We start from the raw sequence: 13,758 nt of genomic DNA, 5'->3' as shown, positions 1-13,758 counted from the left end.
AACCCCTGACAGCCCTTCCAGGCGCTCTGGGCCCCCCGGTCGAGTATCGGGACATGTGCAGAGGGGATTCAGGGCGGCGTATCTGCCTTCAAGGGCTGCCAAACGCCCATCTCTGTCAGTCCTACCGGTAGACTGAGGGGCAAACACTGTTGCTAGTGGCAACCGAGTCGAAACGCCGTGGTCGCACGCTCGCCCGTGGGGGCGGGGTTGCGGCCCGTGCTGTGCCAGAGAGGGCGCTTCGTGGCCGATTCCGGCAACCCCAGCCAGACCCCAGACCAGACCGTCCAGGGCGAGAAGTCCTACAACGCCAGCAACATCCAGGTGCTGGAGGGCCTCGACGCCGTCCGCAAGCGTCCCGGCATGTACATCGGCTCGACCGGTGAGCGCGGCCTGCACCACCTGGTGCAGGAGGTCGTGGACAACTCCGTCGACGAGGCCATGGCCGGGCACGCCGACACCATCGACGTCACGATCCTGCCGGACGGCGGCGTGCGGGTGGTCGACAACGGACGTGGCATCCCGGTCGGCATCGTCCCCGGGCAGGAGAAGCCGGCCGTCGAGGTCGTCCTCACCGTGCTGCACGCGGGCGGCAAGTTCGGCGGCGGCGGGTACGCGGTCTCCGGCGGTCTGCACGGTGTCGGCGTCTCGGTGGTGAACGCGCTCTCCACCAGGCTCGCGGTGGAGATCCACACCGACGGCCACCGCTGGACGCAGGACTACAAGATGGGCGCGCCGACCGCGTCGCTGGTCAAGAACGAGGCCACCGACCGGACCGGTACCAGCGTCACCTTCTGGGCCGACCCGGACATCTTCGAGACCACCGTCTACTCCTTCGAGACGCTCTCCCGGCGCTTCCAGGAGATGGCCTTCCTCAACAAGGGCCTGCAGATCTCGCTGACCGACGAGCGCCCCGAGCACGTGGACGAGGACGGCAAGCCGCTCACCGTCACGTACAAGTACGACGGCGGCATCGCCGACTTCGTCGCCCACCTCAACTCCCGCAAGGGCGAGGTCGTCCACCCCTCGGTCATCGACTTCGAGGCGGAGGACAAGGACAAGGCGATCTCGGTGGAGGTCGCGATGCAGTGGAACTCCTCCTACACCGAGGGGGTCTACAGCTTCGCCAACACCATCCACACCCACGGCGGCGGCACCCACGAGGAGGGCTTCCGCGCGGCGCTGACCGGCCTGGTCAACCGCTACGCGCGGGACAAGAAGCTGCTCCGCGAGAAGGACGACAACCTCTCCGGCGAGGACATCCGCGAGGGCCTGACCGCGATCATCTCGGTCAAGCTCGGCGAGCCGCAGTTCGAGGGCCAGACCAAGGACAAGCTCGGCAACACCGAGGCGAAGACCTTCGTCCAGAAGGTCGTCCACGAGCAGCTCAACGACTGGCTGGACCGCAACCCCAACGAGGCCGCGGACATCATCCGCAAGTCCATCCAGGCCGCCACCGCGCGCGTCGCCGCCCGCAAGGCCCGCGACCTGACCCGCCGCAAGGGCCTGCTGGAGTCCGCCTCGCTGCCGGGCAAGCTCTCGGACTGCCAGTCCAAGGACCCGTCCGAGTGCGAGATCTTCATCGTCGAGGGTGACTCCGCCGGCGGCTCGGCCAAGCAGGGCCGCGACCCGCGCACCCAGGCCATCCTGCCGATCCGCGGCAAGATCCTGAACGTCGAGAAGGCCCGGATCGACAAGGTGCTGCAGAACACCGAGGTCCAGGCGCTGATCTCGGCCTTCGGCTGCGGCATCCAGGAGGACTACGACGAGTCCAAGCTGCGGTACCACAAGATCGTGCTGATGGCCGACGCCGACGTCGACGGTCAGCACATCCGCACCCTGCTGCTCACCCTGCTGTTCCGCTTCATGCGGCCGCTGGTCGAGTCCGGGTACGTCTACCTCGCCATGCCGCCGCTGTACAAGATCAAGTGGGGCAAGGACGACTTCGAGTACGCCTACTCCGACCGCGAGCGCGACGCGCTGATCGCCGCCGGGGTCGAGGCCGGGCGCCGGCTCCCCAAGGACGACGCGATCCAGCGCTTCAAGGGTCTCGGCGAGATGAACGCCGAGGAGCTCCGGGTCACCACCATGGACGCCGAGCACCGGCTGCTGCTCCAGGTCACCCTGGAGGACGCCGCCCGCGCCGACGAGCTGTTCTCCGTGCTGATGGGCGAGGACGTCGAGGCCCGCCGGTCCTTCATCCAGCGCAACGCCAAGGACGTCCGCTTCCTGGACGTGTGACGCGCCTGCACCCCAGGCCCCGCACGTACCAGTCCGCGTGAAAGGAAACTGACCACCAGTGGTCGACGACAACCGTCCCGACGGCGAACAGCCCGAGACCCCCGAGGCCGCCGAGGCCACCGCCCAGGCGACCATGCGGATCGAGCCGGTCGAGCTCGAGACCGAGATGCAGCGCTCGTACCTCGACTACGCGATGAGCGTCATCGTCAGCCGTGCGCTGCCCGAGGTCCGCGACGGCCTCAAGCCGGTGCACCGCCGCGTGCTCTACGCGATGTACGACGGCGGGTACCGCCCCGAGAAGGGCTACTACAAGTGCGCCCGCGTCGTCGGCGACGTCATGGGCAACTACCACCCGCACGGTGACACCTCGATCTACGACACCGTGGTCCGCCTGGCCCAGCCGTGGTCGCTGCGGATGCCGCTGGTGGACGGCAACGGCAACTTCGGCTCCCCGGGCAACGACCCGGCCGCGGCCATGCGCTACACCGAGTGCAAGCTGATGCCGCTGGCCATGGAGATGATGCGCGACATCGACGAGGAGACCGTCGACTTCGCGCCCAACTACGACGGCCGCTCGCAGGAGCCGACCGTCCTGCCCGCGCGCATCCCCAACCTGCTGGTCAACGGTGCCACCGGCATCGCGGTCGGCATGGCCACCAACATCCCGCCGCACAACCTCCGCGAGGTCGCCTCCGGCGCGCTCTGGTACCTGGAGAACCCGGAGTCCTCCAACGAGGAGCTGCTCGAGGCCCTGATCGAGCGGATCAAGGGCCCCGACTTCCCCACCGGCGCGCTGATCGTCGGCCGCCGCGGGATCGACGACTACTACCGCACCGGCCGCGGCTCGGTCACCATGCGCGCCGTGGTCGAGGTCGAGGAGATCCAGGGCCGCCAGTGCCTGGTCATCACCGAGCTGCCGTACCAGGTCAACCCGGACAACCTCGCGCTGAAGATCGCCGACCTGGTCAAGGACGGCAAGATCGCCGGCATCGCCGACGTCCGCGACGAGTCCTCGTCCCGCACCGGCACCCGCCTGGTCGTCGTGCTCAAGCGCGACGCGGTCGCCAAGGTCGTGCTCAACAACCTGTACAAGCACACCGAGCTGCAGACCAACTTCGGCGCCAACATGCTGGCCCTGGTCGACGGCGTGCCGCGCACCCTGTCGCTGGACGCCTTCATCCGGCACTGGGTCAACCACCAGGTCGAGGTCATCGTCCGGCGCACCACCTTCCGCCTGCGCAAGGCCGAGGAGCGCGCCCACATCCTGCGCGCCCTGCTCAAGGCCCTGGACCTGATCGACGAGGTCATCGCGCTGATCCGGGCCTCGGCCAGCGCCGACGCCGCCCGCACCGGCCTGATGGGCCTGCTCGACATCGACGAGCTGCAGGCCAACGCGATCCTGGAGATGCAGCTGCGCCGCCTGGCCGCCCTGGAGCGCCAGCGGATCACGGACGAGCACGACGAGCTGCAGCGCAAGATCGACGAGTACAACGCGATCCTCGCCTCGCCGACCCGTCAGCGGGAGATCATCTCCGAGGAGCTCGCCGCGATCGTCGAGAAGTACGGCGACGAGCGCCGCTCGACCCTCATCCCCTCGGACGGCGACCTCTCCATCGAGGACCTCATCGCCGAGGAGGACATCGTCGTCACGATCACCCGTGGCGGCTACGTCAAGCGGACCCGCTCCGACCTCTACCGCTCGCAGAAGCGCGGCGGCAAGGGCGTGCGCGGCGCCCAGCTCAAGCAGGACGACATCGTCGACCACTTCTTCGTGACGACGACCCACAACTGGATCCTGTTCTTCACCAACAAGGGCCGGGTCTACCGCGCCAAGGGCTACGAGCTGCCGGACGCCGGCCGCGACGCCCGCGGCCAGCACGTCGCCAACCTGCTGGCCTTCCAGCCGGAGGAGCACATCGCCCAGGTGATGGCCGTGCGCACCTACGAGGACAAGCCGTACCTGGTCCTCGCCACCCGGGCCGGCCTGGTGAAGAAGTCCCCGCTGAAGGACTACGACTCCCCGCGCTCCGGCGGCCTGATCGCGATCAACCTGCGCCAGGACGAGGAGGGCCAGGACGACGAGCTGATCGGCGCCGAGCTGGTCTCCTCCGAGGACGACCTGCTGCTGGTCTCCAAGAAGGCCCAGTCGATCCGCTTCACCGCGACCGACGACGCCCTGCGCCCCACCGGCCGCGCCACCTCCGGCGTCAAGGGCATGGCGTTCCGCGAGGACGACGAGCTGCTCTCGATGAACGTCGTCCGTCCGGGCACGTACGTCTTCACCGCCACGGACGGCGGGTACGCCAAGCGGACCGCGGTGGACGAGTACCGTGTCCAGGGACGCGGCGGCTACGGCACCAAGGCGGCGAAGATCGTGGAGGGCCGGGGCTCGCTGGTCGGCGCACTGGTGGTCGACGACACCGACGAGATCATGGCGATCACCCTCTCGGGTGGGGTGATCCGCACGAGGGTTTCCGAGGTTCGTGAAACCGGACGTGACACCATGGGCGTCCAACTGATCAACCTCGGAAAGCGCGATGCGGTCGTCGGCATGGCCCGCAACGCCGAGGCCGAGGACGAGGAGACGGCGGAGGACGAGGTGACGGGCACCGAGTCCACCGAGACGGCCGAGGGAACGGGGACGGCGGTCGGCGGCGACGCCGAGGTCTGAACCGAACCGCGGACCGGTGCCGTCGCGTCCAGAGAGTGGGCGCGACGGCGCCGGCGCGCCGACCAGTTCCGGGCAATCCCGCCGGGCGCTGGATGACGAGTGACGGACCAGGGCGCCGCCCTGGTGGGAAGTGCGGGAGGACCAGGTGAGTGGAGCCACGGGTGCTGCGGGAGGACCCTCCGGCGGCCGTCCGGGCGCGCAGGGCGGGGGTTCGTACGGCGTGCCGCAGCCGCCGACCGAGCACTCGGCCGCGTCCACCTCGCTGATGCCACCGGTCGGCGGGTCGGGCCAGACCTACGGCGGCCAGACGCCGCCGCCGCCGAGCAGCCCGGCCGGCGGATCGGGCGGCTTCTCCCAGCCGACCACGTACACCAAGGGGCAGCCGACCCCGGCCCGGGGCACCCGGACCGGCGGCAACACCCCGCCCGGCGGCACGCCGGTGCCCGGGGCGGCCCGCCGCCCGGCCGGCAGCCCGGCGCCCGCCGGCGGCTTCGGCCGGACCCGCAAGGCCCGCCTCCGGGTGACCAAGGTCGACCCGTGGTCCGTGATGAAGGTCAGCTTCCTGCTGTCGGTGGCGGTCGGGATCATCATCATCGTGGCCGCGGCGGTGCTGTGGATGACGCTGGACTCGCTCGGCGTCTTCGACTCGCTGACCAAGACCATGAAGGACGTCACCGGCGGCGGCGCGGAGAACGCCTCCAGCGCGCTCAACCTGATGGACTACATCGGCTTCGGCAAGGTCATGCTGTTCACCACGCTGATCGCCGTGGTGGACATCGTCCTGCTGACCGCGCTGTCCACCCTCTCGGCGTTCATCTACAACGCCGCGGCCGGCTTCACCGGCGGCATCGAGCTCACCCTCGCCGAGGAGGAATGACCCCGGTCGCCGTGATCTGACCGCCGGTCAACCGTCCGCCCGCGCGCGGAATCACCGGGCCCCGCAGGCTGTTGCAGCCTGCGGGGCCCGTCGGCATTCGGGTGACAGCCGGCCGCCCGCGGCGCGCCGCCCGGAAGCGGGCCGGCCGCGGTGGGACAAGCTGGACGCCGCCCGTTCCGCTCCTGGGAGTGCCGCAGGCCGCCCCCGGTCCGCCCGACCGGGTGAGGTGACGTTCCGCAGGACGGCTGGACGGAGGCGCGCGGTGGCGAAGCTCGCAGGTCAACTGGTCGAGGCCCTGGACGGGCTACTGGGGATTCCCGCCCCGCTGCGCCTGCAGGTCTGGGACGGCAGCATCGCCGGGCCGCCCGGGGCGCCCACCCTCGTGCTGCGCAACCGCCGGGCGCTGCGCCGCCTGCTCTGGCAGCCGGGCGAGCTCGGCCTGGCCCGCGGCTACGTCGCGGGGGACCTCGACGTCGCCCCCGGCGGCGACCTCTACGAGCTGCTGTCGGTGGTCGGCCGGTTCGCCGACCTGCCGCAGATCCGCACGCTGGACCTCGGCCCGCGCGGCGTGCTCGGCGCCGCCGGCCGCCGGGCGCTGGCCGTCGCGCTGCGGGCCGGGGCGGTGGGGCCCGAGCCCACCCCGCCCCCGGAGGAGGTCCGCAAGCCCCGTGGCGGGCTGCACAGCCGCGGCCGGGACCGCGCCGCCATCAGCCACCACTACGACGTCGGGAACGAGTTCTACGGCCTCGTGCTGGGCCCCTCGATGGTCTACTCGTGCGCCTACTGGACGCCGGCGGCGAAGAGCCTGGAGGCCGCCCAGGAGGCCAAGCTCGACCTCGTCTGCCGCAAGCTCGGCCTGCGGCCCGGGATGCGCCTGCTCGACGTCGGCTGCGGCTGGGGCTCGCTGCTGCTGCACGCGGCGGAGCACTACGGCGTCACCGCGGTCGGCGTCTCGATCTCCACCGAGCAGGTCGCGCTGGCCCGCCGCCGGATCGAGGAGGCCGGCCTGGCCGATCGGGTCGAGGTCCGGCTGCAGGACTACCGGGAGATCACCGACGGCCCGTTCGACGCGGTCTCCAGCATCGGGATGGCCGAGCACGTCGGGTCCGAGCAGTACCGGGTCTACGCCGAGGGCCTGCACCGGCTGCTGGTGCCCGGCGGCCGGCTGCTCAACCACCAGATCGCCCGCCGCCCCGACCACCCCGGTGAGCCGCACCGCCCCAGCCCCTTCATCGACCGCTACGTCTTCCCGGACGGCGAACTGTCGCCGGTCGGTTCCACCGTGTCCCGGCTGGAGGAGGCCGGCTTCGAGGTGCGGGACGTCGAGTCGCTGCGCGAGCACTACGGGCTGACCCTGCGCGAGTGGGTGGCCAACCTGGAGGCGCACTGGACGGACGCGGTCCGGCTGGTCGGCCGCGGCCGGGCCCGGGTCTGGCGGCTGTACATGGCCGCCTCCGCGCTCGCCTTCGAGCAGAACCGGATCGGGGTGAACCAGATCCTCGCCGTCCGCGCCACCGCCGAGGGCCCGGCCGGCCTGCCGTCGACCCGGGAGGAGTGGCTGCTGCGCCCGGCCGCCGGTGCCCCCGCCGCTGTCCCCGCCGCGACCTCGGCCGATACGGATTTGGGGGATCGGCGGTCGGTCCGCTAATCTTTCAGTGCGGCAAGGGCCTATAGCTCAGACGGTTAGAGCGCTTCCCTGATAAGGAAGAGGCCACAGGTTCAAGTCCTGTTAGGCCCACCACCGCGAAGGCCCCGGAGTGATCCACTCCGGGGCCTTCCGCCTTCATCACGAGCGAGCGGTTCCGCGGATCGGAGCACCATCCGGTACGCTCTCTCGTGCAGCGCGGGCCTATAGCTCAGACGGTTAGAGCGCTTCCCTGATAAGGAAGAGGCCACAGGTTCAAGTCCTGTTAGGCCCACCGCCCCGAAGGGCCCGGAACGATCCATGGCGATCCGTTCCGGGCCCTTCGGCGTTCCCGCGGCGGACCGGGACCGGCTCTGACGAGGTACGGCGTCAATCCTCGGGCCGGGCCGCCGGATTGACCTCCCCGGTGGCTGGTCACGATTGGGACACCGGTGTGTATCATCGGCCGCAAGGGCAGCCCGGTATCCGGCCGCCCATTCGAGCTCGAAACACATCTGGACTCGTCGGCCCGGTCGATCCGGCCGGAGCACCGGCTCCTGAGTCCACCAACGCAAGAAGGACGAGGTCCCGCGGTGAAGAAGCTCCTCCTGGTCGCCCTGGTCGCCCTCGGCGGCTTCTTTGTCTACCGTCAGGTCCAGGCGGACCGCGCCGAGCAGGACCTGTGGACCGAGGCCACCGACCCGGTTCCGGCCGGTCGCTGACCCCGGACGATCTGACGATCGACGATCTTCGGAGGCGCGGACCGCGCCTCCCGATCCGGTCGGCCCGGTCGAACGACCGGACCGGCCGGTTCTTCCGCAGGGGACGGCGCGGGGATTCGCGCCGGAACCCGGTACGCTAGTGCCCGTTGGCACGCGCCGTGCCGTCGAGGGGCATTAGCTCAGTTGGTAGAGCGCTGCCTTTGCAAGGCAGATGTCAGGAGTTCGAGTCTCCTATGCTCCACAGCGCCTAAAGGGCGGCTGACCTGGTGAAACAGGTCAGCCGCCCTTTGGTTTTCCCGAACTCGTCAGCAGATTCGTCAGCACCGTTCGCGTATGTTCGACGCATGGCATCCATTCGCGTTCGCGAACGCAAGCGCAGCGGCCCCGTGTACACGGTTACATGGCGTGACGGGGGCTCTGCCAAGGGGAAACAGGAGAGCGAGCGGTTCGGCGACGAGGACTCCGCCGCGGACTTCAAGAAGCTCGTCGAGGGCTACGGGGAGAAGTGGCCCCCCGGCTGGGTGCGGGGCCGCGGCTTCGTCCAGGAGCAGCCCGCCGAGCCCGAGGTCGACCCCGCCCATCACTTCGAGAACTACGCGCTCAACTACGTGACCTTGCTCACGGGAGTGGAGGGCGGCACCAAACGGAAGTACCGCCGGCTGGTCCGAGAGGGCATGGTCCCCTGGTTCCGCGACAAGGTGATCGTGGACGGGCCGGACGCGATCACCGAGGACGACGTCAAGGCCTGGATCAACGCCCTCGCCGCCGGCGACCCGGCGCCGCACGATCCCCCGGAGCGCGTGCGCAAGGCCTACTCGGCCAAGACGGTCCGGGACCACCACGGGCTCCTGAGCGCGATACTCGGCAGCGCCACCAAGGGTCAGCACCCGCTGCGCCGCTACAACCCGTGCTCCGACACCCGGCTGCCGCGCAAGGACGACGGCGACTGCGAGGAAAAGACCTACCTCGAGCACTGGGAGGCCGGCCTGATCCTGCGGCACCTCGCCGCTGACGTCGTCGACCTCGTCCAGGTTCTGCTCGGCACCGGGCTGCGCTGGGGCGAGGTGTCGTCGCTCCAGGTCCGCGACTTCGACCACGTCGGTGGGCGCCCCATCCTGAGGGTCTCCAGGACCTGGAAGGAGGACGAGGACGGTCGACGCTTCACCGGCCCGCCGAAGAGCGTGAAGAGCCGCCGCACGCTCGTCCTGACCCCTTACCTGGCTTCCATCCTGGCCCGTGCCTGCCGGGGCAAGCGGAAGACCGACTTGCTGTTCACCGCCGTCGAGGGGGGTGCCTGGTTGCCCGCGGTGTTCCGCCGGCTGCGGTGGCTCCCGGCGCTGGAGGCCGCGCGCGCCGAAGGCATGTTCAAGGAGCCGCGTGTCCACGACTGCCGTCACACGCACGCCGCATGGCTGATCGCCCGGAACGTCCCCCTGCCGGCGATCTCGGCCCGACTGGGGCACGAGTCCATCCAGACCACCATCGATGAGTACGGGCACCTTCTGGCCGTCCTGGACGACGACCTGGTCGCCGCTGTCGCGTTCAGCATGGAGGCCGCGCTGGCCCCCGAGGTGCCGGAGGACGTCCGCCAGGCCGTCGAGCTGGAGCGGGCTGCCGAATCGGAGCGGGTCGCCGCGCTCGCTGCGACATAGGCCGGAAACGACGGCGCCCCCGCTCGGGGGAGCGGGGGCGCCGTCGCGTCGGTCACGAGGACGGAAGGTCAGCCGGGGGGAGGCCGATCGCGTCGCCCTTGATCAACTGCTGGATGTGGGGCGCAAGCATCTCTGCGGCGGTGCGCGGGGAGAAGGCGCAGCTCGCCATCACGGCCCGGGCTTGGCCGGCGATCCCAGCCAGGCGGTCAGCCGATACGACTCGCGGGTCACCCACGATGATCAGCGTGTTGGTGCGGGCCACCAGAACCAGCGGGGCGCCGTCGTCCAGCTCCGCCTCGTAGGTGACAGTGTTCACACATACCCCCCTAGTCCCGGCGGGCGAGAATCCGCCGGCCGCCCTCCTCGCGAGGCCGGATCGAACGTACACCCGAATACTCGCTGCGACCAGGAGTTAGCTTCTCAGTGTCGACGCATCCGGAACTAAACCTCCGGATTAGATGAATTTTCACCCTTCTTTGCCAGCAGGGCCTCCACCACGGCTCTGACCTGGGGCAACTCTGAGGGGTCCATGCCAGCAAGGTGCCCGACGATCACCTTCGCGTCCTCGGGCAGGTCGGACAGCTCGGTCGCGGTGTACTCCAGGAACTGCGCGGCTGCGGCCTGCTGCACGCGGGCCAGCGGGAGGCCGATGCCGGCCGCGAGAGCCCGCAGGAACTTCGGCTCGGGCGCGCGGGAGATGTTGCCGTGGATCAGCTCGTGAAGCCAGGTCTGGCCGATCTTGTACCCCGTTTCCGGGTCGATCGTGAGTCGCGCCAGCCCTCGGAGCGAAGCCCCGGGCTGACTCGCCGCCTGGCGGACCAGAGCGGTCAGCGCATCCGTGGGTGGCCCGTCCTTGTCAGGCATCTTTCTCCATTCGCGTGCTTCCCTCCCGGTCGGTTCGGGAGGTACTCGCGGGCGCAGGCCGGCGCAGCGGCGCGTGCTCGCGTTCGCGAACGAGGCTAACAGTGGGCTAGCCCCAGCGTCGCTACCTCTCGTGGTCAAGAACGAGCCAAAGCATCACTTGATCGTTTCTTAAGACTCCCGCAGGTGCTCGCGTTCGCGAACGCGGGCAGGTATGTTCGTGTTCGCGAACGCGAGCGGCATCGAGCCGCATCGACCTGCACCAAGGGAGCACGCATGTCCCCCCTCCTCGACTACGCCGGCCTCGCCGAGGTGCTCGGCATCACCGAGAGCTGGTTGAGGCGGCACATCAGGGAGTTGCCGCACGAGAAGTACGGCAGGGCCGTCCGATTCAGCGCCGAGAACGTGGCCGAGATCCGCAACATCTACAGCGTCCAGCCGGAGACCAAGCTGTCGACCGTCGTCGTACAGGTCGGTCCGGTCCCCCTCGGCGCCCGCCCCGCGGCCTGATCTCCCATGGCCAGCCCGACCGCCCGAGGCCGCACCCACGCAAGTAGCCAGATCCGCATCACCGGATCACCCGAGGTCGCCGCCGCCGCCTTGGCGGCGCTCCGCACTGCCCCTGGCCTGCACGTCGTCCGGGTGTCCCGTCCCGTCGACGGCGACACCCCCGGCGAGGTCCGGCAGTACGTCAGGCTCCGCCCGGCCTCCGCCCGGCAGACCACCGACTGACCCCAGACATGGGTCGGGCCGTCCCCGGCTCCACACCTGGACGGCCCGCCTGGTCCAACCCACCTCTACGAGGAAGTGAACTCCCATGGAGCGTAGCAACGCTCAACGCCCGGCGGACACTGACTCCGCGACGTCGGCCCTCGCCGGCATCCTGGACGACGGCACCCCGCCCATGCCGATCGAGGCCCTCGCCGCGGTGTATGCCCTCGACATCGACCACCTGGTCCCGGCCTCCAGGAAGTGGCGCACCGCCAGCCGCGCCCACGTGCGCCGTTTGGTGCGCCTCATGGCGCCGGTGCTGCGCGCGCTGGTCGCCGAGATCGTCATCCTCGACCGCCACCTGTCCGCCGCCGAGGACGAACTGGAGCAGCTGCGCCCGGCCGAGCCCTCGCCCACAACGGACTCGGTCGACCCCCTCGTCGCCGCGCACGCCGTCGCACTGCGTCTCACGCAGCAGCTCACGCCGGCACCCACCACCGCGGCCGTCGAGCGGTTTCGGTGGGACGACGGCCCCCGGGTGGTGCTCACCGCCTACAACGACAGGTCGGCGCTCGAGGCCTGGGCCAGCCAGCTCGGCACCACGCTCGAGTGGCAGCCGGCATCCCTGCCCGATTCGGTGACCGGATCCGGCTCGTGCACTGTCGACGGCGTCCGTGTCGCGATCACCTCCTACGTCCACGCCAAGGCGCCGGTGGTGACGTCGTGACTGGCACCCAGCACATCGTGCGCACGGCGGAGTTGGTCATCCAAGCGATGCTCGGGCAGGACCCGACGCCGGCCGCAATCGTGCGAGCCCTCACGGACGCCGGCCTGCTGCGCACCGTGCTGCCGGTGGTGTACCGGGCCGAGTGGGACGCCGAATCGTTGGGCCTGTACGCCTCGCGCGAGGCCGCCCGCGGCCGGTGCCTGCTGGACGCCACCGTCGTCCAGCCCGAGGCCCGGATGATCTGGCTGCCCGTGGACGACGAGGGCGAGACCGAGTACCTCGAGACGGACGGCACGGATTCGGAGTACTACGTCACGGCGGTGCCGGTGCGGCTGACGGCGGGTGAGATCGGATGAGCACCCGCAGGCGCTCTGCTGACCCGATCGAGCACGGCACCGTCCGCGGCTACAACCAGCACCGCTACCGGAGCGTCGGCATCGACGGCGACGACGAGTGCGGGTGCCGGGCCGCCTACAACACCTGGACTCGCGAGCGGGCGAAGGCGAAGAAGCCCGCCCCGCCCAGCGCGCGGGAGTGGAACAACGGCCTGGCCGGCGAGCGGCCGACCGTCCCGTCGCGGACGCTCACCGCGAAGTGCCCGACCGAGGCCTGCGGCGGCGACAGCAGCACCCCCGGCATCGGACGCCTCGGCTGGACGTACATCCGCGTCGTCGGATCCCGCGAACCGGGCCGGTGGTACTGCTCCGGCGCCTGTGCCACGGTCGGCGTCGCGCTCGCCGAACTGCGCCCGGCCGACTACCCGGAGGCGTACCGGTGAGCCGCGTTCTCCTCGTCCTGTGCGTCCTCGCCGTGCTGTGCCTGGCCGCTGCGTGGGTCGAGCAACTGGTGTACGAGCGGGGCCAGGCCCGCGCCGAGAACGAGACGACGCGCTACCGGCCGGAGCCGAACGGCAGCGTGCCGAGACCCGGTCCTTTGCCGTGACCGCCGACTCGGGCACTGCACGCGCTCCCCGGCTGCTCGGGCTGCACGTCGTGTTCGGGAGTCGAGCCCGAGCGCCGTACGCCGACTACGAGTGCCCATGCGGCCACCGCGATGCCGCGATGGGCGAGGCCGCCGTGATCCGCCTGGTCCGGGTAACTGGGCCCGCCCACCTGATGATCTGCCCCCTCCGCCTCCGAGAGGACTCCCGCTGATGAGCAACACCCCCACCACCGCTTCGCTGAACCTGACCACAGGCGAGGTGCGCCCCGACCCCGACCCCGCGCCGTTCGCCGAGGTCTTGGCCGAGCACATGGGCGGCCGCGTCCACGACGTCGCCTCCGCCGAGCTGCACCAACTGCTCAACTCGGTCGCCCGGCACGGGAAGAAGGGCAGTCTCGCGCTGCTGGTCGTCGTCGAACCGCCGAAGGGCAGCGTCGAAGGTGGGCCGCTCAGCGTCGCTATGTCGACCATCCTCAAGGCGCCCAAGGGCGAGACCCCGGCGAGCACCTACTACCTCGACCACGACGGTCGGCCGTCTCGCCGGGACCCGCGGCAGCCCGGCCTGTTCGACGACGACGCAGCGCCGGAAGACCGGCAGGCCCGGCTGCGCGCCGTCCTCGCGGGCGCCGGCGTCGACCTGGACGAGGTCGACGGCCTGGCCGCCGCGCTCGACGGCGCCGGCTTCCGCCAGCAGTAGCCCCGTACGGCCCGAGGGGCGCCGGTACCTACCCGC

Annotated in this window: 15 protein-coding genes and 3 tRNA genes; 16 read left to right on the top strand and 2 right to left on the bottom strand. The window is 70.5% G+C overall.

The window, feature by feature from the left end; translation table 11 throughout:
• Positions 1-216 precede the first annotated feature (216 nt).
• From gyrB to VM95_RS19875, 9 genes are all read left to right on the top strand, one after another.
• Positions 217-2,238, top strand: coding sequence for a DNA topoisomerase (ATP-hydrolyzing) subunit B (gyrB, locus tag VM95_RS19910; RefSeq protein WP_045698749.1), 2,022 nt, complete (start codon positions 217-219; stop codon positions 2,236-2,238).
• A gap of 133 nt (positions 2,239-2,371) precedes the next feature.
• Complete coding sequence (gyrA, locus tag VM95_RS19905) at positions 2,372-4,909, top strand: DNA gyrase subunit A (RefSeq protein ID WP_045698747.1); 2,538 nt, start codon at positions 2,372-2,374, stop codon at positions 4,907-4,909.
• Positions 4,910-5,054: 145 nt separating this feature from the next.
• Positions 5,055-5,786: a DUF3566 domain-containing protein gene (locus tag VM95_RS19900; RefSeq protein ID WP_045698745.1), complete on the top strand. Its 732-nt coding sequence runs from the start codon at positions 5,055-5,057 to the stop codon at positions 5,784-5,786.
• Positions 5,787-6,048: 262 nt separating this feature from the next.
• Positions 6,049-7,434: an SAM-dependent methyltransferase gene (locus VM95_RS19895; RefSeq protein WP_078860201.1), complete on the top strand. Its 1,386-nt coding sequence runs from the start codon at positions 6,049-6,051 to the stop codon at positions 7,432-7,434.
• Between the two features lie 16 nt (positions 7,435-7,450).
• Positions 7,451-7,527 (top strand) — tRNA-Ile (locus VM95_RS19890).
• A gap of 104 nt (positions 7,528-7,631) precedes the next feature.
• Positions 7,632-7,705 (top strand) — tRNA-Ile (locus VM95_RS19885).
• Between the two features lie 298 nt (positions 7,706-8,003).
• Positions 8,004-8,132: a DLW-39 family protein gene (locus VM95_RS40470; protein WP_014137031.1), complete on the top strand. Its 129-nt coding sequence runs from the start codon at positions 8,004-8,006 to the stop codon at positions 8,130-8,132.
• Between the two features lie 168 nt (positions 8,133-8,300).
• Positions 8,301-8,373: transfer RNA gene (locus VM95_RS19880), tRNA-Ala, on the top strand.
• A gap of 103 nt (positions 8,374-8,476) precedes the next feature.
• Positions 8,477-9,784 (top strand): tyrosine-type recombinase/integrase, encoded by a 1,308-nt coding sequence (locus tag VM95_RS19875; RefSeq protein ID WP_078860199.1) that lies wholly within the window; start codon positions 8,477-8,479, stop codon positions 9,782-9,784.
• A gap of 52 nt (positions 9,785-9,836) precedes the next feature.
• On the opposite strand, the gene VM95_RS19870 is transcribed toward VM95_RS19875, so the two are convergent.
• A complete protein-coding gene (locus VM95_RS19870) occupies positions 9,837-10,100 on the bottom strand; it encodes a hypothetical protein (RefSeq protein WP_045698675.1) in 264 nt (87 codons plus the stop codon).
• A gap of 125 nt (positions 10,101-10,225) precedes the next feature.
• Positions 10,226-10,648, bottom strand: coding sequence for a hypothetical protein (locus tag VM95_RS19865; RefSeq protein ID WP_052707463.1), 423 nt, complete (start codon positions 10,646-10,648; stop codon positions 10,226-10,228).
• Positions 10,649-10,921: 273 nt separating this feature from the next.
• Between VM95_RS19865 and VM95_RS19860 the strand changes: the two genes are divergently transcribed.
• From VM95_RS19860 to VM95_RS19830, 7 genes are all read left to right on the top strand, one after another.
• Positions 10,922-11,155 carry a helix-turn-helix domain-containing protein gene (locus VM95_RS19860; protein ID WP_045698673.1) on the top strand — a complete coding sequence of 78 codons (234 nt, stop codon included), beginning with the start codon at positions 10,922-10,924 and terminating at the stop codon, positions 11,153-11,155.
• A 6-nt stretch (positions 11,156-11,161) separates the two neighbouring features.
• Positions 11,162-11,377 (top strand): hypothetical protein, encoded by a 216-nt coding sequence (locus VM95_RS19855; protein ID WP_045698672.1) that lies wholly within the window; start codon positions 11,162-11,164, stop codon positions 11,375-11,377.
• A gap of 85 nt (positions 11,378-11,462) precedes the next feature.
• Positions 11,463-12,083: a hypothetical protein gene (locus tag VM95_RS19850; RefSeq protein ID WP_045698671.1), complete on the top strand. Its 621-nt coding sequence runs from the start codon at positions 11,463-11,465 to the stop codon at positions 12,081-12,083.
• Entirely contained in the window at positions 12,080-12,439 is a 360-nt protein-coding gene (locus VM95_RS19845; protein WP_045698669.1) for a hypothetical protein, read from the top strand. The genes VM95_RS19850 and VM95_RS19845 overlap by 4 nt, the downstream gene beginning before the upstream one ends.
• Positions 12,436-12,861, top strand: a complete 426-nt coding sequence (locus tag VM95_RS40465) for a hypothetical protein (RefSeq protein WP_052707462.1) — start codon at positions 12,436-12,438, stop codon at positions 12,859-12,861. Before VM95_RS19845 ends, VM95_RS40465 begins: the two co-directional genes overlap by 4 nt.
• Positions 12,858-13,025 (top strand): hypothetical protein, encoded by a 168-nt coding sequence (locus VM95_RS42670; protein WP_157882156.1) that lies wholly within the window; start codon positions 12,858-12,860, stop codon positions 13,023-13,025. Before VM95_RS40465 ends, VM95_RS42670 begins: the two co-directional genes overlap by 4 nt.
• 211 nt (positions 13,026-13,236) lie before the next feature.
• Positions 13,237-13,722: a hypothetical protein gene (locus VM95_RS19830; RefSeq protein ID WP_052707461.1), complete on the top strand. Its 486-nt coding sequence runs from the start codon at positions 13,237-13,239 to the stop codon at positions 13,720-13,722.
• The last annotated feature ends 36 nt before the right edge of the window (positions 13,723-13,758 follow it).

The sequence above is a fragment of the Streptomyces rubellomurinus genome (assembly GCF_000961885.1).
GTDB classification, from domain to species: Bacteria; Actinomycetota; Actinomycetes; order Streptomycetales; family Streptomycetaceae; genus Kitasatospora; species Kitasatospora rubellomurina.
The sequence above is the reverse complement of the archived record's forward strand: the minus strand, read 5'-3'. Positions and strand labels throughout refer to the sequence as shown.

What these genes read in the sequence shown, in the direction of transcription:
- gyrA (WP_045698747.1), top strand. Translation starts at nt 2,372, where the DNA reads ATGCGGATCGAGCCGGTCGAGCTCGAGACCGAGATGCAGCGCTCGTAC.
- VM95_RS19875 (WP_078860199.1), top strand. Translation starts at nt 8,477, where the DNA reads ATGGCATCCATTCGCGTTCGCGAACGCAAGCGCAGCGGCCCCGTGTAC.
- VM95_RS19865 (WP_052707463.1), bottom strand. Translation starts at nt 10,648, where the DNA reads ATGCCTGACAAGGACGGGCCACCCACGGATGCGCTGACCGCTCTGGTC.
- VM95_RS19860 (WP_045698673.1), top strand. Translation starts at nt 10,922, where the DNA reads ATGTCCCCCCTCCTCGACTACGCCGGCCTCGCCGAGGTGCTCGGCATC.
- VM95_RS19855 (WP_045698672.1), top strand. Translation starts at nt 11,162, where the DNA reads ATGGCCAGCCCGACCGCCCGAGGCCGCACCCACGCAAGTAGCCAGATC.
- VM95_RS19850 (WP_045698671.1), top strand. Translation starts at nt 11,463, where the DNA reads ATGGAGCGTAGCAACGCTCAACGCCCGGCGGACACTGACTCCGCGACG.
- VM95_RS40465 (WP_052707462.1), top strand. Translation starts at nt 12,436, where the DNA reads ATGAGCACCCGCAGGCGCTCTGCTGACCCGATCGAGCACGGCACCGTC.
- VM95_RS19830 (WP_052707461.1), top strand. Translation starts at nt 13,237, where the DNA reads ATGAGCAACACCCCCACCACCGCTTCGCTGAACCTGACCACAGGCGAG.